The 22,181-nt window shown below is 71.4% G+C and carries 23 protein-coding genes and 1 pseudogene; 12 read left to right on the plus strand and 12 right to left on the minus strand.

The annotated features are described in order from the left end of the window. Positions 1–88: 88 nt before the first annotated feature. The 6 genes and pseudogenes from AB0Q90_RS02690 to AB0Q90_RS02715 form a co-directional block, all read left to right on the plus strand. Positions 89–334, plus strand: a pseudogene (locus tag AB0Q90_RS02690) (hypothetical protein); the annotation flags it as partial. A 93-nt stretch (positions 335–427) separates the two neighbouring features. After that, positions 428–1,144, plus strand: a complete 717-nt coding sequence (locus AB0Q90_RS02695; RefSeq protein ID WP_363162574.1) for an FAD binding domain-containing protein — start codon at positions 428–430, stop codon at positions 1,142–1,144. Positions 1,145–1,356: 212 nt separating this feature from the next. After that, a complete protein-coding gene (locus AB0Q90_RS02700) occupies positions 1,357–2,802 on the plus strand; it encodes a Gfo/Idh/MocA family oxidoreductase (RefSeq protein ID WP_363162573.1) in 1,446 nt (481 codons plus the stop codon). A 60-nt stretch (positions 2,803–2,862) separates the two neighbouring features. Then, the gene (locus tag AB0Q90_RS02705) at positions 2,863–4,227 is read left to right on the plus strand and encodes a hypothetical protein (RefSeq protein ID WP_363162572.1); all 1,365 of its coding nucleotides are present in this window, start codon (positions 2,863–2,865) and stop codon (positions 4,225–4,227) included. A gap of 212 nt (positions 4,228–4,439) precedes the next feature. Continuing rightward, entirely contained in the window at positions 4,440–5,126 is a 687-nt protein-coding gene (locus AB0Q90_RS02710; RefSeq protein ID WP_363162571.1) for a response regulator transcription factor, read from the plus strand. After that, complete coding sequence (locus AB0Q90_RS02715) at positions 5,123–6,466, plus strand: HAMP domain-containing sensor histidine kinase (RefSeq protein WP_363162570.1); 1,344 nt, start codon at positions 5,123–5,125, stop codon at positions 6,464–6,466. Before AB0Q90_RS02710 ends, AB0Q90_RS02715 begins: the two co-directional genes overlap by 4 nt. A gap of 33 nt (positions 6,467–6,499) precedes the next feature. Here the strand turns inward: AB0Q90_RS02715 and AB0Q90_RS02720 are convergent, their stop codons facing one another. Then, the gene (locus AB0Q90_RS02720; RefSeq protein WP_363162569.1) at positions 6,500–6,892 is read right to left on the minus strand and encodes a VOC family protein; all 393 of its coding nucleotides are present in this window, start codon (positions 6,890–6,892) and stop codon (positions 6,500–6,502) included. Continuing rightward, positions 6,889–7,191 carry a metalloregulator ArsR/SmtB family transcription factor gene (locus AB0Q90_RS02725; RefSeq protein ID WP_363162568.1) on the minus strand — a complete coding sequence of 101 codons (303 nt, stop codon included), beginning with the start codon at positions 7,189–7,191 and terminating at the stop codon, positions 6,889–6,891. Before AB0Q90_RS02725 ends, AB0Q90_RS02720 begins: the two co-directional genes overlap by 4 nt. 162 nt (positions 7,192–7,353) lie before the next feature. Between AB0Q90_RS02725 and AB0Q90_RS02730 the strand changes: the two genes are divergently transcribed. Then, positions 7,354–7,773 (plus strand): YciI family protein, encoded by a 420-nt coding sequence (locus AB0Q90_RS02730; protein ID WP_363162567.1) that lies wholly within the window; start codon positions 7,354–7,356, stop codon positions 7,771–7,773. Beyond that, entirely contained in the window at positions 7,770–8,915 is a 1,146-nt protein-coding gene (locus tag AB0Q90_RS02735; RefSeq protein WP_363162566.1) for a DUF6596 domain-containing protein, read from the plus strand. Before AB0Q90_RS02730 ends, AB0Q90_RS02735 begins: the two co-directional genes overlap by 4 nt. On the opposite strand, the gene AB0Q90_RS02740 is transcribed toward AB0Q90_RS02735, so the two are convergent. From AB0Q90_RS02740 to AB0Q90_RS02750, 3 genes are all read right to left on the minus strand, one after another. Continuing rightward, positions 8,893–9,459: an amino acid permease gene (locus tag AB0Q90_RS02740; protein ID WP_363162565.1), complete on the minus strand. Its 567-nt coding sequence runs from the start codon at positions 9,457–9,459 to the stop codon at positions 8,893–8,895. The genes AB0Q90_RS02735 and AB0Q90_RS02740 overlap by 23 nt on opposite strands. Before the next feature lie 111 nt (positions 9,460–9,570). Further along, positions 9,571–10,035 carry a RidA family protein gene (locus AB0Q90_RS02745; RefSeq protein ID WP_363162564.1) on the minus strand — a complete coding sequence of 155 codons (465 nt, stop codon included), beginning with the start codon at positions 10,033–10,035 and terminating at the stop codon, positions 9,571–9,573. Beyond that, the gene (locus tag AB0Q90_RS02750; protein ID WP_363162563.1) at positions 10,032–11,261 is read right to left on the minus strand and encodes a MalY/PatB family protein; all 1,230 of its coding nucleotides are present in this window, start codon (positions 11,259–11,261) and stop codon (positions 10,032–10,034) included. The genes AB0Q90_RS02745 and AB0Q90_RS02750 overlap by 4 nt, the downstream gene beginning before the upstream one ends. An 81-nt stretch (positions 11,262–11,342) precedes the next feature. Between AB0Q90_RS02750 and AB0Q90_RS02755 the strand changes: the two genes are divergently transcribed. From AB0Q90_RS02755 to AB0Q90_RS02765, 3 genes are all read left to right on the plus strand, one after another. Beyond that, on the plus strand, positions 11,343–11,828 hold the full coding sequence (locus tag AB0Q90_RS02755; RefSeq protein ID WP_363162562.1) for an Lrp/AsnC family transcriptional regulator: 486 nt from the start codon (positions 11,343–11,345) through the stop codon (positions 11,826–11,828). 62 nt (positions 11,829–11,890) lie between these two features. After that, positions 11,891–12,565 (plus strand): carbonic anhydrase, encoded by a 675-nt coding sequence (locus tag AB0Q90_RS02760; protein WP_363162561.1) that lies wholly within the window; start codon positions 11,891–11,893, stop codon positions 12,563–12,565. Further along, complete coding sequence (locus tag AB0Q90_RS02765; protein ID WP_363162560.1) at positions 12,562–12,867, plus strand: sulfurtransferase TusA family protein; 306 nt, start codon at positions 12,562–12,564, stop codon at positions 12,865–12,867. The genes AB0Q90_RS02760 and AB0Q90_RS02765 overlap by 4 nt, the downstream gene beginning before the upstream one ends. Positions 12,868–12,881: 14 nt before the next feature. On the opposite strand, the gene AB0Q90_RS02770 is transcribed toward AB0Q90_RS02765, so the two are convergent. Then, entirely contained in the window at positions 12,882–13,502 is a 621-nt protein-coding gene (locus AB0Q90_RS02770; RefSeq protein ID WP_363162559.1) for a LysE family translocator, read from the minus strand. Next, entirely contained in the window at positions 13,496–14,608 is a 1,113-nt protein-coding gene (locus tag AB0Q90_RS02775; protein ID WP_363162558.1) for a diaminopropionate ammonia-lyase, read from the minus strand. Before AB0Q90_RS02775 ends, AB0Q90_RS02770 begins: the two co-directional genes overlap by 7 nt. A gap of 117 nt (positions 14,609–14,725) precedes the next feature. Between AB0Q90_RS02775 and AB0Q90_RS02780 the strand changes: the two genes are divergently transcribed. Further along, complete coding sequence (locus AB0Q90_RS02780) at positions 14,726–15,646, plus strand: LysR substrate-binding domain-containing protein (protein WP_363162557.1); 921 nt, start codon at positions 14,726–14,728, stop codon at positions 15,644–15,646. A gap of 19 nt (positions 15,647–15,665) precedes the next feature. Here AB0Q90_RS02780 and AB0Q90_RS02785 read toward each other — a convergent pair whose 3' ends face one another. From AB0Q90_RS02785 to AB0Q90_RS02805, 5 genes are all read right to left on the minus strand, one after another. Further along, the gene (locus AB0Q90_RS02785) at positions 15,666–16,475 is read right to left on the minus strand and encodes a phytanoyl-CoA dioxygenase family protein (protein WP_363162556.1); all 810 of its coding nucleotides are present in this window, start codon (positions 16,473–16,475) and stop codon (positions 15,666–15,668) included. Positions 16,476–16,533: 58 nt separating this feature from the next. Continuing rightward, a complete protein-coding gene (locus tag AB0Q90_RS02790; RefSeq protein WP_363162555.1) occupies positions 16,534–17,703 on the minus strand; it encodes an argininosuccinate synthase-related protein in 1,170 nt (389 codons plus the stop codon). Positions 17,704–17,737: 34 nt separating this feature from the next. After that, positions 17,738–18,958 carry a hypothetical protein gene (locus AB0Q90_RS02795; protein WP_363162554.1) on the minus strand — a complete coding sequence of 407 codons (1,221 nt, stop codon included), beginning with the start codon at positions 18,956–18,958 and terminating at the stop codon, positions 17,738–17,740. Next, positions 18,958–20,733, minus strand: a complete 1,776-nt coding sequence (locus AB0Q90_RS02800; protein ID WP_363162553.1) for a non-ribosomal peptide synthetase — start codon at positions 20,731–20,733, stop codon at positions 18,958–18,960. The genes AB0Q90_RS02795 and AB0Q90_RS02800 overlap by 1 nt, the downstream gene beginning before the upstream one ends. A gap of 92 nt (positions 20,734–20,825) precedes the next feature. Beyond that, the gene (locus AB0Q90_RS02805) at positions 20,826–22,142 is read right to left on the minus strand and encodes an MATE family efflux transporter (RefSeq protein ID WP_363162552.1); all 1,317 of its coding nucleotides are present in this window, start codon (positions 22,140–22,142) and stop codon (positions 20,826–20,828) included. Positions 22,143–22,181 lie beyond the last annotated feature (39 nt).

Below are 22,181 nucleotides of genomic sequence, written 5' to 3' on the forward strand. Positions count from 1 at the left end.
GCCCGCAGCCGCACCAACCCCGACCCCGCCCCCAAAAAGACGGTCCGCACCGAAGGGAATCCCCCGCATGCCCGCTGTGACGACGACGCACGAAGCCGGTCGCTCGGTGCCGGGCGAGGTCGGCAGGGTCGCCGTGGTCGGCGTGGTCGGCTACGCCGACATCCCCGAGGCCGCCCATCTGCTGCCGCCGCTGACCACCGCGCGCACCGACTTCGCCGGGATCGGCACGCGCATCGACGGCCGGGCGGAGCCGCCGCGGGTCGAGTCGCTGGTGCCGGTCGAGCTGGTGGTGCGGCACAGCAACGGGCCGGCGCCGAGGGGGCGCACGGAGTGAAACCGTGAACCCTGTACGCGCCCCTGGGGGCGTGTGGACAATGCGGAAGCCCTGAACTGATTCAAGCCACATCGGGAAAGCAGGTCGGCTGCCGTGTTGCTGCGTCTTCCCTCGTCCGTTTCCGAACTGCAGAAGTGCCTCGCCGAAGGGGCGGTGCCCATCGGCGGGGCGACGCTCGTGTGGGCGTCGTTCCAGCGGGAGGGGTTCCCCGAACTCGCGGTGTCACTGCGCGAGTTGCCGGAGGCCAATGAGATAGGCGCCGAGACGCTGGGCTCGGCCGTGCTGCTGAGCCAGGTCGACGACCGCGTGCCCGACGTGCTGCGCCGCGCGGCGGCCGGGGTGGGAACGGGTGCGGTGCGCCGCTCGGCCACGGTCGGCGGCAACATCGTCGGCAGCACGCTGCGCTGTCTGCTGCCCGCCGCGCTCGTCCTGGACGCCCGGGCGACCGTACTGGAGGCGGACGACGTCTACGAGACCGACCTGGCCGATCTTCTGGCCAAGCGTCATGTGCTGCTCAGCCTGCGCTGGCGGACCCCGGTCGCCAGCGGGTACCACAAGCAGGACGTCCCGGCGGGCGGTCCCCCGCCGCTGGTGGTCGCCGCCGCGGTGCACGCCGAGGCCGACGGCAGCAGGCGCCTGCGCGTCGCCGTCCGGGACGGCTACGACGTCCTCACCCACAGCACGGCCTGCGACACCGACACCGACAACGTCCTGCACACCCTGGAGCGCACGGATCTCGCCGCGCTCCCCTCCGACGCACAGGACGTCATCCGCCGGCAGATCACCGAGGTGCTGTCCGCCGCCGCCTGACCCGGACGACCGCACGGATCCGCCGCACCGGTGCAGCCGGGGCGGCGGATCCGTCATGTCCGCGCACGGATCGCCCCCGCCACCGAGCTCATGCTCGTTTCTGCTCGCAACTCCTTGTTTTCAAGCACCTATTGACACACGGCGCTCGCGTGGACAGAGTCATGCGGCAGCAAGAGCAGCCGGCCGCCACGCATAAGGGAGCGATCCGCGCCATGCCTGAAATCCCTGCTGTCTCACGCCGTACCCTCATGGGCGGGGCCCTGGCCTCGGGTGCCGTAGTCGCCGGACTCGGCACCAGGGCCTACGCCACCGAAGCCGCCGCCCCCGCGGCACCGACCGCCGACGGCACCCCGTCGCGGAGCCCGGGCCAGAAGTCCATGGTCAATGTCCCGTTCGACGTGTACCCGACGGTCCGCGTCGGCATGATCGGCCTCGGCAACCGGGGCCACGGCATGTCCTCGGGCTGGGCCGCCGTCCCGGGCTGCACCGTGACCGCCGTGTGCGACATCCGCGCCGACCGGGCCAGACGCACCGCCGACCGGCTCGTCGCCGAGGGCCGACCCCGCCCGGCCGAGTACGGCGGCTCGGCCGACGCCTACGAGCGCATGCTGCGCCTCGACGACATCGACCTCGTCTACATCGCGACCCCCTGGGAGTTCCACTACGAACAGGGCCGCGCCGCACTGCTCGCCGGCAAGCACGTCCTCGTCGAACTGCCCGTCGCCACCGGGCTGGAGGAGCTCTGGGACCTGGTCGACACCAGCGAGCGCACCCGCCGCCATCTGATCCTCTCCGAGAACTGCTGCTACGGCCGCAACGAGCTGGCCATGCTCAAGATGGCCCACGACGGCCTGTTCGGCGAGGTCACCAACGGCCACGGCGGCTATCTGCACGACCTGCGCGCCCTGTTGTTCTCCGACACCTACTACACCGACGCCTGGCGGCGGTTGTGGCACACCCGCAGCACCGCCTCCTTCTACGCCATGCACGGCCTCGCCCCGATCGCGGGCGCCATGGACATCAACCGCGGCGACCGCATGGCGTTCCTGCGGGCCACCTCCACCGAACCGAAGGGCCTCGCCGACTACCGCGAGCGCTTCGTGCCGAAGTCCCACCCGAGCTGGCAGGAGACCTACATCAACGGTGACCTCGTCACCTGTCTCATCGACACCGCGCAGGGCCGGGTGATCCGCGCCGAGCACGACGTCAGCTCGCCGCGCCCCTACAGCCGTATCAACTCACTCGCCGGCAGCCGGGGCATCTTCGAGGACTACGCGGGCGTGACGTCCGCGAGCGGGGGCCGCGTGTACATCGAGCCGGACCACAGCGGTCACACCTGGCGGGCGTTCGACGCCTACCGCAAGGAGTTCGACCACTGGCTGTGGCTGAAGATCGGCGACGACGCGGCCAACAACGGCGGACACGGCGGCATGGACTACGTCCTGCAGTGGCGCACCGTCCAGCAGATGCGCGCCGGCCTCGTCCCCGACATGGACGTCTACGACGGCGCCGTCTGGTGCTCCCCCATCCCGCTGAGCGTCAAGTCCCTTGCGGCGGGCGGCCGTCCGGTCCCCGTCCCGGACTTCACCCGCGGCTCCTGGGTCAACCACCGCACGGGCCTGGACTCCCGGCCCAGCGACATGCCGCCGGTCGTCTGACGCCGACGATCGCCCCGACATGCCGTCGGCGCACGCCCGGCGTAGCGTCGTATGAGGGGCTTGCGCGACGGAAGGCTGTACGCCAAGCCTGAGCCGACGGCATGCAAGGGACTGCGCAAAAGACTCCGGGATCTCGCCGCGGAGCTCCAGCAGGTGCTGAACGACCTGCTCACGGAGCCGTTCGGGGCAGGCCGCGCGCAGCTGCTGGACCGCGCCGAGTTCCTGGAGCTGCGTATCGACGAAACCCGGGCGCAGATGGAGGCGGCCGGGTGCGACGCCCCGCTGCCGCACGATCCGGTGCCGACCGTCGCTCCGTCGCTGGAGGAGTTCGGCCACGGGAGGATCAGGGTCTCCGGCCGAAAGGCCCTCGGGCCGCGTCCGTTGGTGGTCATGCTCATGGAGTGGGACGACGACGGACAGGGCGGCTTCCTGAAGATCTCCGACGAGCATCCGCTGGAGTACTACGAGGAGTTGGCCTTCGGCCATCCCACGTCACCGTTCACCACCACACCGGTCAATCCCGCCAGCCTCACCGAGTACGTCCAGGAGTGTTCCAGCGGCCGGTTCTGGTTCACCCGCGCCGGGGTCCTGGGACCTGTGTCCATGGGGGTGTTCGGCAGTCCCAGCGAGGCCGAGCACGTGCAGAAGGTGGCCAAGCGCATCGCCGAGGTCTTCCCGTACCAGCTCTACGGCATGGACGCGGACGCCAGTTCGGTGGTCACGGCCGACGAGCTGGTCGTACTGGCGGTGGAGAACCATCGCGTCCGCTGGCCGGCCAACCGCGTCACCGAGGCCATACCGTTCACCGTGAACCTGATCCCGTTCTCCATAACGAAGACGATGCAGCTGAACCTTGCGTTCGCGGGAGCTTTCACGCCCTTCTACCAGATCGGCCACGAGGTGTCCCACTCCCTCGGGACCCTGGACATGTACGACCCCAACAACAGTAATCACCTGCTCACGTTGATGGGCGCGTACCCGTTCGACAGCAACGACCAGGTCGTCGTGCACCTGGACGCCTGGCACAAGCTCGCCCTGGGCTGGTGCGAACCGGAGCGGATCCAGCTGACCGGACACGGCGGCGCCAATGTCTTCGAGATCTCCCCGCAGCGGCCGGACGGGGCCGTCATTCTCTGGCATCCGAGCCGGATGGCCTCGGAGTACTTCCTCCTCGAACACCGCACGCCTGCGGGAGGCCGGAAGTACGACGTGGACTTCCCCGGCGACGGTGTCCTCATCTGGCACATCGACCCGTCCCGCGCGCCCATGCACCGGGGCGCCCCCCATCTCGTCCCGGGAACCAACGACGTGTGGCTCACGGGCATGGAAACGCCCCCGCTGACCTGGACCGACGGCAGCGTGGCCGTCGGCAGTCTCACCTTCGCGGCCGGTCCCGAGCCGAACTCGACGCTCGTCAGCTGGTGAACCGGGGTGCGCGCAACGGGGGCAGGGCCGGGCCGTCGTTGCCCTGGCCGAAAAGTGGGTGGTCGGCTTCAGGCGGACGACGGAACCAAGTGGGCCCAGCCACTGCCCCGTTGCTGCGCAGCAACAGTGCCACGGGGCCGCTGTGGGGATCCTGAAGGTTCCTGAAGGCTTCTTCAGGAACCACCGCGTGACAGTGGGTCATCCTGGGGGCCATGCGGATATTGGTGGTGGAGGACGACCCACGGCTGGCAGAGCTGCTGCGCCGTGGGCTCGTCGGCGAGGGGTACGCCGTGGACCTGGCTCATGACGGGCCGCGCGGGCTGGAGTTGGCACAGGACGGCGACTACGACGCCATCGTGCTCGACGTGATGCTGCCCGGCCTGAACGGCTACCGGGTCTGCGGGCGGTTGCGGGCGGCGGGCGTGTGGACGCCGGTGCTCATGCTGACCGCCAAGGACGGTGAGTACGACGAGGCCGAGGGCCTGGACACCGGTGCCGACGACTACGTCACCAAGCCGTTCTCCTTCGTCGCGCTCACCGCCCGGCTGCGGGCCCTGCTGCGCCGCGGACGACCCGAGCGGCCCGTCGTCATCCGGGTCGGGGACCTGGAGGTCGACCCCGCGGCCCGCAGCTGCCGCCGGGGCGCTACTCCGGTGGTGCTCACCGCCCGGGAGTTCGCGGTCCTGGAGTATCTGGCGCGCCGCAGCGGGGAGACCGTCACCAAGACGGAAGTCCTGGACCACGTGTGGGACCACCGGTTCGGCGGTGATGTGAACGTCGTCGAGGTCTACGTCAGCGCCCTGCGCCGCAAGATCGACACCCCCTTCGGGCGGCGCACGATCCACACGGTCCGCGGCATCGGCTACCGCTTCGACGCCGGTGAGGGAGCGCACGCGTGAGGCGGCCACAACCGCGCCTGTTGTGGCGGCGGCTGCGTCCGGCGACCATGCGCATGCGGCTGACCCTGCTGACCGCCGTCATCACCGTGCTGCCCCTGACCGCGTGCGCCGTCTCGGTCGGCGTCACCGTCAGGACGACGCTCCTTCAGGAAGCCCTGGACAAGACCATCGGACTCAGTCCGCCGGGCGGCTACTCCCCCGGTGATTTCAAGCCCTGCACTCGGCACCCGGTGCTCGACATGAACGAGGGCGAACACCGGTTCACCATCTGCCTCGCGGCGGGCGACACGGACGAAGGGCTGGAGCCGTCGCTGTCCCTCGCCCCGTGGACCGACACCAGGGCCTCGCCGCCCCTGCGGGCCCACTTCGACACAACTGCCGAGGGACAAGCGGAAGTTGTCCATTCACTGGAGACCTACCAGGCCCGGCTGAACACCCTCATGTGGTCCATGACCGGAGGCGCCCTGGGCATCACCCTCCTGATCGCCGCCAGCACCTGGATCGCCGCCGGCCGGATCCTCCGCCCCGTCGAAGCGATCCGGGCCGAGTTCGCCGACCTCAGCGCCCATCACCTCGACCGGCGCGTCCCCGTCCCGCGGGCCGGCAACGAGATCGCCCTGCTGGCCCGGACGATGAACACCACCCTGGACCGCCTGCAGACCGCGGTCGAGCGGCAGCGCCAGTTCGTCGCCGACGCCTCCCACGAGTTGCGCACGCCCCTCGCCTGTCTGCGCACCGAACTGGAACTCGCACTCAACCGCAGCGAGGCCGCCGACTGGCCGCAGGTCGTCCACGACGCCCATGAGGACACCAAGCGTCTCCAGGACCTCACCGAGGACCTCCTGCTCCTGGCACGCCTGGACGCCGACCACACCGACCGGCGCAGGGACCGGAGCGTCGACCTCACCGACCTGGTCCGCGACGAGACCGCCCGCCGCCGCCCGCCCCGCGGCCTGACCGTCCACGTGCACACCGACCCCGGCCCGGTCGCCGTACAAGGTCATCCCATGCTGCTGGCCAGGGTGCTCGGCAACCTCCTCGACAACGCCGAACGCCACGCGACCAGCACCATCACCGTCCGCCTGACCCACGACCCCGACCGCAGGGAAGCAGCCGTGGAAATCCAGGACGACGGCTCCGGCATCCCGCCCGAAGAGCACGAACGGATCTTCGAACGCTTCACCCGCCTCGACGACGCCCGCACCCGCGACGCCGGCGGCTCCGGCCTGGGCCTGGCCATCGCCCACCGCATCGCCACCACCCACCAGGGCACGCTGACCCTGACACCCGGCGCGGGCGGGGCCCACTTCGTCCTCCGCCTTCCGGCCCGGACAGCGTGACACCCGTAGTGGAGGCGCCGGCTCGTAGCGGGACTACTGCGGCTGGGTCGCGATCTGGATCAGATTGCCGCAGGTGTCGTCGAAGACGGCGGTCGTGACGGGACCCATCTCCAGGGGCTCCTGGGTGAAGCGGACACCGAGGCCGCGCAGGCGCTCGTACTCCGCGTTCACGTCGTCGACGGCGAACTGGGCGAGCGGGATGCCGTCCTCGACCAGCGTGTCGCGGTAGGTCTTGGCGGCCGGGTGGCCGGCGGGCTCCAGGAGGAGCTGGGTGCCGCCGGGCTCGTCGGGCGAGACGACGGTCAGCCACCGGTCCGTCTCGCCCATCGGCACGTCGTACTTCTTCACGAAGCCCAGGATCTCGGTGTAGAAGCGCAGGGCCTTGGCCTGATCGTCGACGAATACGCTGGTCAGGTGAATCTTCATGGGGTGCTCTCCTCCGGTCCGGATGGGTCGGGCAGGGGCCATCGCTCGATGATCTGCCGGAGCGGGGCCGTGTTCAGGTCATGGAATTTGTAGCGGCCGTCCCGCCTGGTCTCGACGAGCCCCGCGGCCTCCAGCACGGCAAGGTGCTGGGAGACTCCCTGGCGCGAGATGCCGAGCCGGTGCTTCATGCTCAGTCGCGCGCAGATCTCGAACAGTGTCTGTCCGGACTTCTCCGTGAGCTCGTCGAGGATGGTGCGGCGGGTGGGATCGGCCAAGGCTTTGAAGAGGTCGTCGGCCACAGCCTGAGGATAGGCAAGTCGCCACTTGCCTATCAAGTCGTCGCCCGGGTTCCGCCTCGCGTCTTCGAATAATTCGGCCGACGATGTCGAGAACCCGTGACCGGCTCCGTCCCCGGGGTGAACGCGACCACAATGGGTCGCACCAGCACCGAGGAGAACACAATGGCCAAGTACCTGCTGCTCAAGCACTACCGCGGCGCCCCGGCAGCGGTGAACGACGTGCCCATGGACCAGTGGACGCCGGAGGAGATCTCGGCGCACATGCAATACATGGGCGACTTCGCGGCCCGGCTGGAGAAGACCGGCGAGTACGTCGACGGTCAGGCGCTGGCCCCTGAGGGAACGTGGGTGCGCTACGACGGTGAGGGGCGCCCTCCGGTCACCGACGGACCGTTCGCCGAGACCAAGGACCTGATCGCCGGCTGGATGGTGATCGACGTCGACAGCTACGAGCGTGCCGTCGAGCTGGCCGGGGAGCTGTCGGCCGCCCCTGGGGCGGGCGGCAAGCCGATCCACGAGTGGCTTGAGGTGCGTCCGTTCCTGACGGCGACGCCGACCATCACGGACTGCCCTCACTCGTGAACGAAGCACTGCTGAGGAGCCTCACGCCGGGCGTGCTCGCCGTCCTCGTCCGCCGCGGAGCCGACTTCGCGGCGGCCGAGGACGCCGTGCAGGACGCACTGGTCGAGGCGGTCCGCGTCTGGCCGGACGACCCGCCGCGGGACGCGAAGGGCTGGCTGGTCACCGTGGCCTGGCGCAAGTTCCTCGACCAGGCGCGGTCGGACGCCGCCCGCCGCCGGCGTGAGGACCTCGTCGACGAGGAACCGGCGCCCGGGCCCGCGCCCGCGGTGGACGACACGCTCCAGCTCTACTTCCTGTGCGCCCACCCGTCCCTGACCCCGTCGTCGGCGGTCGCGCTCACGCTGCGCGCCGTCGGCGGGCTCACCACCCGCCAGATCGCCCAGGCCTATCTGGTGCCCGAGGCGACCATGGCGCAGCGCATCAGCCGGGCCAAGCGCACCGTCTCCGGCGTGCGCTTCGACCGGCCCGGCGACGTCGCCACCGTGCTGCGCGTCCTGTACCTGGTCTTCAACGAGGGCTACTCCGGCGATGTCGACCTCGCCGCGGAGGCCATCCGGCTCACCCGGCAGCTCGCGGCCGCGATCGACCATCCCGAGGTGTCGGGGCTGCTCGCCCTGATGCTGCTCCACCATGCCCGCCGCGACAGCCGGATCGCGCCCGACGGCAGTCTGGTGCCGCTCGCCGAGCAGGACCGCGGCCGGTGGGACACCAAGCTGATCGCGGAGGGCGTCGCGATCCTTCAGACGGCCCTCGCCCGCGACCGGCTCGGCGAGTTCCAGGCCCAGGCCGCCATCGCGGCCCTGCACGCCGACGCGCTCACCGCCGAGGAGACCGACTGGGTGCAGATCGTCGAGTGGTACGACGAGCTCGCGCGCCTGACCGACAGCCCGGTGGTCCGGCTCAACCGTGCCGTCGCCGTCGGCGAGGCGGACGGACCGCGCGCCGGGCTGGCGGAACTCGCGGCGCTGGACGGCTCCCTGCCCCGCTACACCGCGGCGGCGGCGTACCTCCACGAGCGCGACGGAGACCTGGCGACGGCGGCGCGGCTCTACGCCGAGGCGGCCCGCAAGGCCTCCACCCTCGCCGAACGCGACTACCTGACCCGCCAGGCCGCCCGCCTCAACACCGGCCGGAGGCGCTGACGACAGCGAGGTGGCCACCGCGGGACGGTGGCCACCGGTTCCGTGCGTCAGCGCGCGCTGCCTCGTGGGTCGAGCGGCAGCGGCAGGTGCGGGGCCGGCTGCGGCTCGGGGCGTCGGCTTCCGGTCCGGTGACCGCCACCGCCGCGGTCACCCAGATCGGAACTCCGGGGAGCCAGTACTGCACGTAGCGTCCGAGGGCGTTGAGTTCCGCCGCGGTGGCGGCGAGGAGGAAGATGAACGCGTTCCACCCGTTCAGGAAGCCGGCGAACCGGCGGATGTAGCGGTTCGCGTAGGAGATGTAGGCGCCGGACACCGGTTCTTCCACCGACATCTCGCCCAGGGCCCGCATGATGAAGTAGATCGCCACGGACGCGACGGCATACGTCACGATGATGGCGGGGCCTGCGGTCTCGACCGCCCACCCGGAGCCGTAGAACAGGCCGGTTCCGATGGCCCCGCCGATGGCGATCATCTGGATGTGCCGGCTTTTCAGATCCCTTTTGAGATCTTCTCTTTCGTAGTCCTTCGCGGCGCTTGAGGCCATGTCACTGCTCCCTTGGACGAAGGGGTGCTGCTTTGACGAAGGGGTGCGGGCATGCCGCAGGGTGTGCCGCCGCGGCATGCCCGCAACGGGCCACGGACGCGTCCGGGCCGGTCAGACGAGGGCGATGACCGCCTCGATCTCGACGGGAGCCCGCATGGGCAGCGCGGCGACGCCGACGGCCGAGCGGGCGTGCCTGCCCGGCTCGCCCAGTGCCGCGACGAACAGGTCGGAGGCCCCGTTGGCGACCAGGTGGTGCTCGGCGAAGTCGGGGGTGCCGGCGACGAACACCGTGATTTTCAGCAGCTGTTGGATCCGGTCGAGGCTGCCCAGGGCGGCTTTCGCCTGCGTCAGGACGTTGGCCGCGCACCACCGTGCGGCGAGTTGTCCGGTGGCGACGTCCAGATCCCGGCCGAGCAGCCCGGTGGCGACCAGGGCCCCGTCGCGCAGCGGCAGTTGCCCGGAGGTGCGCAGCAGGGTGCCGGACCGCGTGTACGGCAGGTAGTTCGCGACGGACCGGGCCGGCTCGGGCAGCGGCACGCCGAGTTCCGTGAGGCGGGCCTCGATGGCGGATGTCATGCTGTCGCCGCCCGCGTTCGCAGGCCCTCGACGGCCGTGAGCAGCCGTGCCACGGCCTCGTCGACGGTGGAGCGGGGGCAGCCCAGGTTGACCCGCACGTAGCCGTGGCCCTCGATGCCGAACTTCTGTCCCTTGTCCAGCCACAGGCGGGCCTTGGTCAGCATGAACTTGTCCAGGGACTCGGCGTCCATGCCGAGGGCGCGGCAGTCCATCCACGCCAGGTAGAGGGAGTCGGCCGGCAGGACCCTGACCTTGGAGGTGGCGCTGTTGACCGCCTGCGCGAAGTGCGCGTGGTTGCCGCGCAGATAGGTGAGCAGTTCCTCCAGCCAGGGCTCGCCGTGGGTGTAGGCGGCCTCGGCGGCGACCATGCCCAGCACGTTGACCAGCGGGAACAGGTTGCGCTCGTACTGGCGGGCCAGCTCTTCGCGCAGCCTGCGATCGGGGACGAAGACGTTGGCGCTCTGCAGGCCGGGGAGGTTGAAGGTCTTGCTGGGGGCGGTGCAGGTGATGCTGTTCCGGGCGAACTCCGGGCCGAGCGAGGCGAACGGGATGTGCTTCTTGTCGGGGTTGACGATGAGGTCCTGGTGGATCTCGTCGGAGACGACCAGGACGCCGTGCCGGGCGCATATCTCGCCCATGGTCCTCAGTTCGTCCTCGGTCCAGACGTTCCCGGTCGGGTTGTGGGGGTGGCTGAGGATGAACAGTTTGGTGTCGGGCCGGATGGCGGCCTCGAACGTCCGGGCGTCGAACCGGTAGCCGTCCTCGGTCCGCTCCAGCGGGGCGAACGCGAGGTGGCGGCCGTTCAAGAGAACGTCGTTGTGGAAGTGCGCGTACACGGGCGGCTGGATCAGCACCGAGTCGCCCGGCGCCGAGAACGCCTGCACCACGGTCTTGAGCGTGGTGATGACGCCCGCGGTCTGGAGCACCCACTCCCGCGGCACCTCCCAGCCGAACCGCCGCGCCTGCCAGCCGGTCACGGCGTCGAGATAGCTGTCGCTCGCGCCGCCGGGGTACCCGAACACGCCGTGGTCCACGGCCTGGTGCAGCGCGTCGATCACGACCTGCGGGGCCTTGAAGTCGGTGTCGGCGACCCACATCGGCAGCGGGTCGGCCGCGGCCTCGTCGGCCGCGAGGAGTTGGTGGGCGGAGGCCCACTTCATGGAGTTGGAGTTCCTGCGGTCCACGACGGTGTCGAAGACCGGTCCCGGGGTGATGTCGGTTGCCATGGCTGGATGCTAGCCAGGGCGACGGGCAAAATGTTCGTGAACTTTGCGCCAATCACCCCCTCTGCCGCTAGAGTCTTGCCCGTGGATTCCACAGATCGCAAAATTATTGCCATCCTCCAGTCCGAGGGCCGGATCACACTCACCGATCTGGCCGAGAAGGTACGGCTGAGCGTCTCCCGGTGCCAGCGACGCGTACGGGAACTGGAGACGGCCGGGATCATCCGCGGCTACCGTGCCGTCGTCGACGCGGCGGCCCTGGGATACGGCTTCGAGGTCCTGCTCTTCGCCACCCTCAGCCGGCCCGACGCGGTGACCGAGTTCGACGCGGCGCTCGCCGACATCCCCGAGGTCGTCGAGGCGCAGCGGCTGTTCGGCGAACCGGACTACCTGATCCGCGTGGTCAGCGCCGACCTGCCGTCCTACCAGCACCTCTACGAGTCCGTACTCATCCATCTGCCGGGAGTGCGCGGCCTGAACTCGACCATCGTGATGAAGCAGACCGTCCACCCCCGGCCCCTGCCGGATCGACCGCCGCGAGCGGTCACGGCACCGGCTCCCCCGGCCTGAGCGCGGCCGCGGCCACCGACCCCCGCGCATCGCCGCGCCGGCTCCCTCCGTAGCCTGCGATCATGAGCGACCCCGCCCCTGCCACCCCGCGCGAAGCCTTCGACCTGCTCCTGGCCGGCAATCTCCGCTTCGCCGCCGGCACGCCCCGGCACCCCAATCAGGACGCCGCCCGCCGCGCCGACCTGGCCTCCGCCCAGCGCCCGTTCGCCGTGCTGCTCGGCTGCTCCGACTCCCGGCTGGCCGCCGAGATCATCTTCGACCAGGGGCTCGGGGACCTGTTCGTCGTCCGCACCGCCGGGCACGCGGCGGGGCCGGAGGTCCTGGGCAGCATCGAGTACGGGGTGAGCGTGCTGGGCTGCCCGCTGGTGGTGGTCCTCGGCCACGACGCCTGCGGTGCCGTGGCGGCGACCCGTGCCGCCGTGGCGGAGGGCAGGGCCGCTCGTGGATATCTGAGGGACGTGATCGAGCGGGTGACGCCCAGTGTGCTGGCCGCTCGTGCCGCGGGGGCGAGCGCGGAGGACGGCTTCATCGCCACCCACGTCCGGCACACCGTCGACTTCGTCATGGACCGCTCCCGGGAACTGGCCGACCAGGTCGCCTCCGGACGCACCGCGGTGGTGGGCCTGACCTATCGGCTGGCCGACGGCAGCGCCCGGCCGGTCGTCTCGCACGGCCTGGACCTGCCCTCGGACCCGGACCGCCGCCCCGGCACCACCCCGTCCGCGAGCGGCCGATGACTGCCGAAGCCGACCTGGTCGTCGACGGCAGCGGCCTGCTCTGCGTCACCCTCCTGCTCCGCCTCCGCAAGCAGATCGACGGCGCTCCCCCGGGCACCGTCGTCCACGTCATCGCCACCGACCCCGCCGCGCCGCTCGACCTGCCCGCCTGGTGCCATCTGACCGGGCACACCTACCTCGGCCCCGTCCCCGGGGAGGGGCCGGCGTACGCGATCCGGCTCACCGCCGACGCACGGCCCACGCGCGCGGACGCGCCCTGGCACCCGGCGCATCCGAGCCCGGTGACAGCGGAGGACCACTGACCGGTCCGCACCGGTCAGCCGGACGCGGTGGCGACCGCGATGCCGAAGCCGATCAGCGCGACGCCCGTCATCCGACCGAGCGCACGGCGGATCCGCGGCCTGTGCAGGACCGGCCCGGCCTTGGCCAGCAGGAGCACATAGCTGCCAAGCCAGGCCAGGGTGAGGGTGCAGTGCAGGAGTACGAGGAGCGTCATGGCGTAGGCCGTGGGCAGCTCGGGCGGTGCCAGCGTGGGCAGCAGCCCGGTGTAGAAGACGGCGATCTTCGGGTTGAGGACATTGCTGATCAGCCCGGTCCGCCAGGGGCTCCCTACGGAGGCGGGAGCCGCGTCCGTGACGGCCGTGGCCGCGGCGCGGCGGTGCTGCCACAGCGCCTGCGCGCCCAGGAACACGAGGTAGCCGGCGCCGAGGAGCCTGACGGCCAGGTAGGCCACGGGCGAGGCGGCGAGCACGGCCGCCAGCCCTGCCACGGTCAGCGCACCCCAGAGCAGCAGCCCGGTCGCGATCCCGCCCACGGTCCGCAGCGCGTCCCCGGGTCCGGCGACGAGGGCACGTCGGGTCACCACCGCCATGTCCGGGCCGGGTGCGACGGTCAGCAGCCCGAGAACGCCGGTCGCGGCCCCGAAGTGGGTCAGCACGCCGCCGCCCCGGCGAGCGGATTGGCAGCGGCGCCCTCCGTGCTCAGCAGCACGACGACCGAGGCCGGCCCGAGCCCCAATGCCCTACGGCGTTCCTCGGCTCCCCCGCCGGTGAGCGCCGCGCGCAGGCCCGCGAGCGGCGCGGCCCCGCAGGGGCCCGCGGAGACACCGGCAGCGGCCAGATCCCGGGCCGCACGGGCACTGTCGGCGTCCGCGACAGCGACCGCGGCGTCCAGCCCGCAGCGCAGGTGGGGCCAGGCGAGGCTGGACGGGGTGCCGCAGTTCAGCCCGGCCATGGCGGTCTCCCGGGTGGTGACACTGACGGGTGCGCCGAGGGTGAGGCTTTCGAGGACGCAGGGCGCGGCTTCCGGCTCCACCGACAGCAGCGCCGGGCCGGGCCCAAAGGGGCGGCTGCGGTAGTGGGTGATCACGGCCTGGGCCAACGACCCCACACCCACGGGTACGGCGACCAGGCCGGGCCCTGCGACGACGCCCGCGGCCGTCAGCTGCTCGTCGATCTCGGCGCAGAGGGTGGAGTAGCCCTCGACGATCCACCCCGGGATCCGCTCGTAGCCCGGCCAGGCGGTGTCCTGGACCAGGACCGCGTCCGGAGCGGCAGCCGCCTCGGCCGCGAGGCGTACCGCCTCGTCGTAGGCCCCCGCGACCTCGGTGACGTCCGCGTGTTCGGCGACGATGGCGGCCACGGCCTGCGGATGCACCCCGCGCGGGACGAACACGTGGGCGTGCTGCCCGAGCAGGCGTGCCGTGCGGGCCAGCGCGCGGCCGTGGTTGCCGTCGGTGGCGGTCACGAGGGTGACCGGGCCGCCCGTGATTCGCTCGGCCAGTACGCGATGAACCGCCCACGACGCACCGAGCGCCTTGAAGGCGGGCAGCCCCAGCCGGTTCGACTCGTCCTTGACGAAGACTCGGCCGACGCCCAACTCCACAGCCAGGGAGGGGAGTTCGGTCAGCGGGGTGGGTGCGTAGTCGGGCAGCGAGGAGTGGAAGACCCGCACCTCGGCGGGTGCGGGTTCACACCGCCAGGCACGGGCATCGGGATGCGCGAACCACGGCAGCGCACGGGGAGTGGAAGCGTTGTCGGACACATGATCAGGGTCCGACGCCCTCCTACGATCGGTCCAGCGAATGTTTCCGACCTACACTCGTCGGAAAAGCCGACCATTCAGCCATCGGCCCGCCAGGGCGAGGAGAGCGGGCGTCCCATGTTCGATCTGCACCGGCTGCGCCTGCTCCGCGAGCTCAAGCACCGCGGCACCCTGGCGGCCGTCGCCGCCGCCCTCTCGTACGCCCCCTCCTCCGTCTCCCAGCAGCTCTCCCAGCTGGAGGCCGAGGTCGGCGTGCCCCTCCTTGAGCCGGTCGGACGGCGGGTGCGGCTGACCGCGCAGGCCGAGATCCTCGTCGCCCACACCGAGGCGGTCCTTGCCCGCCTGGAGCGCGCGGAGGCGGACATCGCCGCCTCGCTGACCGACCTGACCGGCACGCTGCGCATCGCCTCGTTCCAGACGGCCGCCCTGGCCCTCGTCCCGACCGCGCTCGGCCTGCTGCGTGACCGGCATCCGCAGCTGCGCGTCCACGTCACGCAGAGGGAACCGGAGAAGGCACTGCCCGGGCTCCAGGCCCGCGACTTCGACCTCGTCCTCGCCGAGGAGTACCCCGGCAACCCCAACCCGCGGCCCGCCGAACTCGAACAGGAAGACCTGCTCGACGACCCCCTGCACCTCGCCCTCCCGGACCCGGCCGCCGCATCGGACGCCGGCGGCCCGACGGCGGCGCTGCGCGCACTCGCCGACCACCCCTGGGTGATGGAGCCCGTGGGCACGACCGCCCGGCAGTGGGCCCTGACCCTGTGCCGCGGCGCCGGCTTCGAACCCGACGTACGGTTCGAGACCACCGACCTCCTGCTCCACCAGCGCCTGGTCGAGCAGCAGCACGCCGCGGCGTTCCTCCCCGACCTCGTCTGGGACGGACGGCCGCCCACCGTCCCCCAGCTGCAACTCCCCCGCGGCCAACGCACTCGCCGTATCTTCACCGTCGTACGCCGGGGCCGCAGCCGCCACCCCGCTGTCCTCGCGTGCCGCGAAGCCCTCCGCCGCGCGGTCGCCGTCCGCTCCCACCGGGCCTAGCGCCCCGCTCGGTTGCCTCTCAGGCCAGCGCGTTCGCCAGGCGTCGTACGGGCCTCGTGTCCGGGTCCACCAGGAACGGCGGGCGGGTCAGGCGGGTCGGGGCGTTGGTCACCGAGTTGTACGTGAGGACGAGCATCGCGCGGCGGTCGGCGGATGTGTTGTTCGTGGACGAGTGGATGATCGACGGGTGGAAGGCCGTCACGGTGCCTGCCGGGCCCAGGAGTTGTTCCGGCGGGCACGTGGTGGTCAGCGTGTGTACCGCCGCCTCCGGGACCGTGTAGGTGAGCTTGGCGGAGACATGGTCGCGCCAGTCGCGGCCCGCGTTCGCGGTGCTGTTCGCCTCCTCCACCAGGCCCAGTGTGTGGGAGCCCGAGAGCACCGTGAGGGGGCCGTTGGCCTCGTGCACGTCGTCGATGTTGAGGGCGATGTTCACCGCGTCGGGCCGCGGCATGCCGTCCTCGTGGGCCCAGAACGCGTAGTCCTGGTGCCAGGGCCATTCCTGGCCCTCCCGAGGGCTCTTGATGTTGACCTTGAACTGGTAGAGGTAGACCGGTCCGCCGATCAGGGTCTCCGCGAGGTCCAACAGCGTGGGGTGACGGATCAGTTCGGCGCAGATCTCGTCGTAGCGGTGGCAGCCGTGCAGTGCGCGGACCGTGCGGGTGCCCTCCTCGTACACCACCTCGGGTCGGACCGTCGCGGAGATCGCCCGTATGCTCGCGCGGATCTTGTCGAGGGCGTCGGGACTCAGGGTTCCGGGTGCCACGTACCAGCCCTTGTCCGCGTAGGCGGAGCGGGCGGCCGCCAGGGTCTCGGCTGTCATCGCCGGCATGTCGTTCGGCCTTCCTTCCGTGTCGCCTCGGGTCGGTGTCGTTGTGCCGCTCGTCCGGTCAGGCGGGTGCCAGGTCGGTCGAACGCTGTTCCCAGTCCTCGCGGTTGCGCAGGTACAGGTGCTGGTCCGCCACGATCGCCGTGGTCTGCGGGGAGCCTGCGGTCAGCCGCCATCGCACCCATCCGTCCACCTTTTCCGCGCAGGTCTCGATGAACTTCTGGCAGGCCGCGCGCAGTTCGCCGAACCAGCGGCCTTCCAGCGCCTCGCGGACCCAGACCTGTTCGACGTGCATCTTTTCCCGGATGGTCTCGGCGTCGAGCACGGCTGTTTCGAGATGGCGGTAGGAGCGCAGCAGGAGGCCGGCGGCGGGCATCTCCCGGATTTCCAGCACCTTTTCCCCGCCCGCGAGGTGCTCCAGGCCGCTGTACCGGCCGATGCCGAAGGCGCCCGCGCGGCGGTTGAGTTCGCCGATCAGTTCGGTCAGCGGGAGTTCCCTGCCGTCCACCGCCACGGGTACCCCGGCACGGAAACGGACCGCGACGACCTCTTCGGGCGTCCCGGGGGTCACCACGCTCCACCGGTAGAGGTGCTCGGGTACGGCGTGGTCCTCCGGGTCGTCGAGGATGCCGGACTCGAACTCTCGGCACCACAGGTTGGAGTCGCCGCTCACGATCCGGCTCGCCATCTCCTCAAGGCCCGCCTGCTTCAGCTCCCAGATCTTCTGCTCGCGGCCGATCGGGTCGCATTCGTAGGGGCTGCCGTAGGAGCCGGTGAAGCCGAGGAGGCGGATCGCGCCGTTGAGCCGGCGCAGGGTGTTCTGGGAGCGGTTGGCCGTGTGCAGGACCGTGTGCGCGCCGATGTCGCGGGCGAGTTCCACGGCCAGGCGTGCCATGAGCGGGCGGCTGAGGGAGGAGCTGATCGGGTGGGTGTCCAGGTAGACGGCCTGGGCGCAGATCGCGGGCCGCACGAATTCGTGGGCGAAGGTCTCGCGCGCGTCGATGAGGTGCAGGCGGATGCCGAGCGTGTCGGCTATGCGCTGTCTTTCCGCGCTGGTTTCGTCGTCGCCCACGTTCACGCTCACCGCGTGGATGTCGCGGTAGCCGGCCCGGGTCAGGCGGTGGAGCAGATAGGTGCTGTCCAGGCCGCCGCTGAACAGTGTGACGACGGGGAGTTGGAGGTCGTGGGTGTGGAGGTCGTGGAATGAGCGCACCGTCTGTGTCGTATTCACTGCAGCACTTTCAGTCTCGTAATCCCCATGGACGTCACGCATAGCGGACCTCGACCGCATCGCTCATCTCTTCGAGCAGGACGGCGAGTTCGCCGTGGGAGGCGGTGCTGCCGAAGCACTGGTAGACGTGGCCCGCGGTGCCGGTCTGCCAGTCGGTGGCGGCGCCTGCGCCGTGTCCCGGTACGACGCGTTGGACGCCGGGCAGCGTGCGCAGCCGTTCGAGGCCGTGCACCTGCGCCACTCGCCGGGCGCTCTCCGGGGGCTGCCGGGCGTACTTGAAGGCGATCCGGTCGAAGGTCACGTCCTTGGTCTCGTCCAGGGCCGCGGTGTCCCCGAGCGCGATCCGGGCCGCCAGGCGCACCGGGTCCAGGCCGCACGACCGGGCGAGGAGGGGGCCGATCGCCCCGCCCAGCCGGCCGTTGACCTCGATCACCTGGGGGCCGGTGGGGGTGAGTTTGACCTCGGTGTGGCAGATGCCGGTGCGGACGTCCAGGGCGGTCAGGGCGCGGGTGACCACGTCCACGACCCTCCGCTCGTCCTCCTCCCCCAGGCCGGCCGGCACAAACGAGCCGGTCTCGCGGAACGGCGGCTCCAGCGGGAACTTGCCGGTCACCGCCAGATGGGCGAGACGGCCGTCCAGAACGGCGGTTTCCACGGAGACGAAGTCGGCCCACGGCGCGGTGTCCGTACGCCCCGGAAGTTCGCGCTCCAGCACGAACGCCTCTCCGGGCAGCTCCGTGCGGCAGGCGCTCAGCAGGTCCTCGGTGGAGCGGATCCGGTAGGTGCTGCGGCTTCCGGTGCCCACGTCGGGCTTGAGCACCGCCGGCAGCCCGACCTCGGCCGACGCCCGCAGCGCGGACGCCTCGTCGGTCACCGGCCGGGACGCCACGTCGGAGGCCCCGCACGCGTTGAGCACCGCGCGTTGCGCGGACTTGTGCAGCAGCGTGCGTACCAGGTCCGGCCGGTGGAAGGGCAGTTCGAGGGCGGCGGCCAGGGTGGCGGTGGTCGCGAGCTGGTAGTCGTTGAAGGTGACGATGCCGTCGGGCCGTTCCTGCCGTACCTTCGCGGCCGCCTCGTCGGCGCTGAGCCCGCCGATGTCGCAGAGGCAGCCCAACTCGGCCATCTCCTCGCGAGGTTGGTCGCCCATGCGCGAGTCGGGGCAGACGAAGACGGGCTCGGCGACGCCCTCCAGGGCCACGGCGACGTCCACCACGCTCGCGGCTCCCACGTCGTGGACGACGGCCAGGCGCCGCATCACGACACCCGCTCGCTCGCGTCGATGCGCGCCGCCAGATCCCGGAGCACGGGGTGGTCCAGCACGGCACGGAAGCCGAGCGGGACGCCCAGGTCCTTGGTGATGCGCTGCCGGATGCGGAACGCCAGCAGGGAGTTGCCGCCCGCGGCGAAGAAGTCGTGCCCGGCGCCGACCGGTCCGGTGCCCAGCAGTTCCTCCCAGAGGCGGGCGAGGTAGGTCTCCGTCTCGCCCGTCGGCCGGTCGTCGGCGGCGCGGCTGCGGGACTCCTCGTCGAGCAGCCGGCGCAGGGCGTCCACGTCCCGCTTGCCGTTCTCGTTGGCGGGGATCCTGGGCAGCAGCAGGACGCGGCTGGGCACCATGAACTCCGGGAGTTCGTTCTCGGCGTACGCAGTCAGCTCCTCGGCGGTCAGTGCCTCGTCGGCCGCCACGAACGCCACCAGCCGCAGATCGAGCCCCTCGCCGACCGGCAGGACGATCGCCTCGCGGGCCAACGGATGCCGGGCGAGGGCCTGTTCGACCTCGGCGGGCTCCACCCGGTAGCCGCGTATCTTCACCTGGTCGTCGGCCCGGCCCAGGTACTCGAAGACGCCGTCGGGCCGTTGGCGGCCGAGGTCGCCGGTGGCGTACATGCGGCTGCCGTCCGCGGTGAAGGGGTCGGGGAGGAAGCGCTGCGCCGTCAGCTCCGGCAGGCCCAGATAGCCGCGCGAGACGCCCTTGCCGCCGACGTAAAGTTCGCCGATGTCGCCGGTGGGGACGGGCTTGCGGTCGGCGTCCAGGACGTACATCGAGAAGCCGTCCAGGACCCGGCCGATGGGGACAGCGGTCTCCTCGGGGGCGACCGTGTCGATCCGGTGCACCGAGCAGCCGGTCGTCGTCTCCGAGGGGCCGTACAGGTTCCACAGCGAGCCCTTGAAGCCGCTCGCCAGGACGTCCCGGCAGGCGGAGGCCAGCATGACGCCGCCGCCGACCTGGAGGACGCGCAGGCTCGAAAACGTCTCCGGGGTCTCCCGGGCCAGGTGGTTGAAGGCCATCGTCGGCGCGATCATGACGCTGATGCGGCGGTCTTCGAGCTCCTGTTTCACGTCCGAGGCCAGCAGCTCGGTCATGGACGGCAGGACGACGATCTCGGCGCCGCCCGCAAGGCTGCACCACGTCTCGAAGTGGAAGGCGTCGAAGGAGACGCTGGCAATCTGGCTGGTCCGGTCGGTCGGGAGGAGCTCCGGCATGACGGAGTTGCGGGCGAACGCGAGCAGGTGGCGGTGTTCCAGCACGAAGCATTTCGGTACGCCGGTGGAGCCCGAGGTGAACAGGACGCAGGCCGCGTCCGCGGCGGCGGGCGGCGCGGGGGCCGGGACGGCTGCCGTGGCGGGCTCGCTGCGCCACTCGACGACGTCGGTGTCCAGGTGGGACAGGCGCTCCGTCCAGCCCGGCTCGGTGACGACGGCCTTCGCGCCGCTGCGGCGGATCATCAGGTCCCGTCGCTTGTCCGGGTAGCGGATGTCGACGGCGACGTAGGCGGCGCCCGCCTTCAGGATGCCGAGCAGGGCGACGAAGACCTCGCTGGAGCGCGGCCGGTGCACCGCCACGCGGTCCTCCCGGCCCACCCCGCGCGCGACGAGATGCGCGGCGAGGGCGTCGGAGCGGCGGTCCAACTCCTCGTAGGTGAGGGTCTGTTCGTCATCGCTGACCGCGTTGCTGCGGGGGTGGCGGGCCGCGGTCGACCGGAAGAGCCCGACCAGCGTGCCAGGCGCCTCGTGGGGATCGTTGGTGCTCACGACGGACTCCTAACCGTGCGCAAGAACAGGTGTCTTGGGGAGGGTGGTACGACGGACTCGGGCACCTCTGGGGACCGGCTCGGCGGCGAACCTCAGGCGCTCACCGCCGTCGGCTCCGCCGCTCGCACCGCGCCGCTGCGTGAGTGGAAGAAGTACGCCTGGCCCCCCACCAGCAGGAGGTTGGCGCCGGCCAGGGAGAGCCACAGCGCGTCCAGGCCGCCCGCGTCGGCCACCGGGACGGCGGCCAGGGCCAGCAGGCCGTAGCAGCCGGCGAAGGCGACCAGGCTGGGCACCGTGCGCTTGATACCGATCAGCCCGAATCCGAAGACCGCCTGGACCGCGTCCGCGAGGACCGCGAGGAGGACCAGCGGCAGCAGGTCGAGCACCTGGTCGTGCAGGCCGTCGTCCTTGGTGAACACCGAGATCACCGGACCGCGGGCCAGGACCAGCAGCGCGGCCAGCGCGGCCACCGTGCACACGGCGACGGCCGCCCCGGCGAGCGCGCTGCGCCGGATCTCCGCGACGTCACCGCGTTTGACGGGATCGGCCATCAGCGGAACGGTCGCCTGGCCGACCGCCACCGCGGCCGTGAACATCAGGTTCACCAGGGACAGCGCGATGCTGTGCACGGCGGCGCTGTCCGTGCCGACCCGGGCAGCGGAGAACGCGAGCACGCCCAGCACCGCGAACTTGATGAGCACGGTCGCCGCGAGCGGGATGCCGACCCCGGCGAGCCTGAGCATCTCGCGCGGCCGCGGCCGGCCCAGGCCCAGCGGGCGGCCCGCCAGCACGGTGTTGCGGCGGAGCTGGAGGTGGGCGAGGGAGGCGTTGATGGTCAGGGAGGTGAGCATCGCGATGCCGGCCCCGGGCAGGCCGAGGCCGTCGAAGGAGCCGACGCCGCCGACCAGCAGCAGCGAGAGCACCACGGCGGCCGCCGTGCCGGTCAGCCCGGCGCGCATCACGGCCTTGCCCTGGCCGAGGCCGACGAGCGCCGAGGTGGCGGTGGCGGCGATCGACATCATGACGACGGCGCCGGCCAGGAGGTAGGGGAAGACGCCGAGTTCGTCGAGGGTCGCCTCCGGGATCCCGCCGACGCTGCCGATGAGGGGCACGGCCGCGACCGCGACGGCGCCCAGCAGGCCGACGAAGATGCCCAGCCACATGCCGTTGCGCAGCACCGGCAGCAGTTTCTCGGCGTCGTCCTTGTGGGCCGAGACGAACGGCATCACACCGCGCATCGCCCCGGACACCGCGGCGGTGGCGGGGCTGAACACGGCCAGGGTGACGGCGAAGGCCGCCAGCGAGCCGGTGGCGTGCCGCCCCAGTACGGCCGTGTCCACCAGCGACGCCGCCGACGAGGCGATCATGGTGAGGTACAGCGGAAGTGCCGCACCGGCGATCCGCCGCATTCTCCCCGGCTCCGAAAGCGGCCCCGAAGCCTGCTCCGC

The organism is Streptomyces sp. NPDC079141 (assembly GCF_040686775.1).
In the GTDB taxonomy this organism is placed as follows: domain Bacteria; phylum Actinomycetota; class Actinomycetes; order Streptomycetales; family Streptomycetaceae; genus Streptomyces.

Coding starts and splice junctions, on each gene's coding strand:
- AB0Q90_RS02700 (WP_363162573.1), top strand. CDS start 1,357: ATGCCTGAAATCCCTGCTGTCTCACGCCGTACCCTCATGGGCGGGGCC.
- AB0Q90_RS02710 (WP_363162571.1), top strand. CDS start 4,440: ATGCGGATATTGGTGGTGGAGGACGACCCACGGCTGGCAGAGCTGCTG.
- AB0Q90_RS02720 (WP_363162569.1), bottom strand. CDS start 6,892: ATGAAGATTCACCTGACCAGCGTATTCGTCGACGATCAGGCCAAGGCC.
- AB0Q90_RS02730 (WP_363162567.1), top strand. CDS start 7,354: ATGGCCAAGTACCTGCTGCTCAAGCACTACCGCGGCGCCCCGGCAGCG.
- AB0Q90_RS02740 (WP_363162565.1), bottom strand. CDS start 9,459: ATGGCCTCAAGCGCCGCGAAGGACTACGAAAGAGAAGATCTCAAAAGG.
- AB0Q90_RS02745 (WP_363162564.1), bottom strand. CDS start 10,035: ATGACATCCGCCATCGAGGCCCGCCTCACGGAACTCGGCGTGCCGCTG.
- AB0Q90_RS02750 (WP_363162563.1), bottom strand. CDS start 11,261: ATGGCAACCGACATCACCCCGGGACCGGTCTTCGACACCGTCGTGGAC.
- AB0Q90_RS02760 (WP_363162561.1), top strand. CDS start 11,891: ATGAGCGACCCCGCCCCTGCCACCCCGCGCGAAGCCTTCGACCTGCTC.
- AB0Q90_RS02765 (WP_363162560.1), top strand. CDS start 12,562: ATGACTGCCGAAGCCGACCTGGTCGTCGACGGCAGCGGCCTGCTCTGC.
- AB0Q90_RS02780 (WP_363162557.1), top strand. CDS start 14,726: ATGTTCGATCTGCACCGGCTGCGCCTGCTCCGCGAGCTCAAGCACCGC.
- AB0Q90_RS02785 (WP_363162556.1), bottom strand. CDS start 16,475: ATGCCGGCGATGACAGCCGAGACCCTGGCGGCCGCCCGCTCCGCCTAC.
- AB0Q90_RS02795 (WP_363162554.1), bottom strand. CDS start 18,958: ATGCGGCGCCTGGCCGTCGTCCACGACGTGGGAGCCGCGAGCGTGGTG.
- AB0Q90_RS02805 (WP_363162552.1), bottom strand. CDS start 22,142: ATGCGGCGGATCGCCGGTGCGGCACTTCCGCTGTACCTCACCATGATC.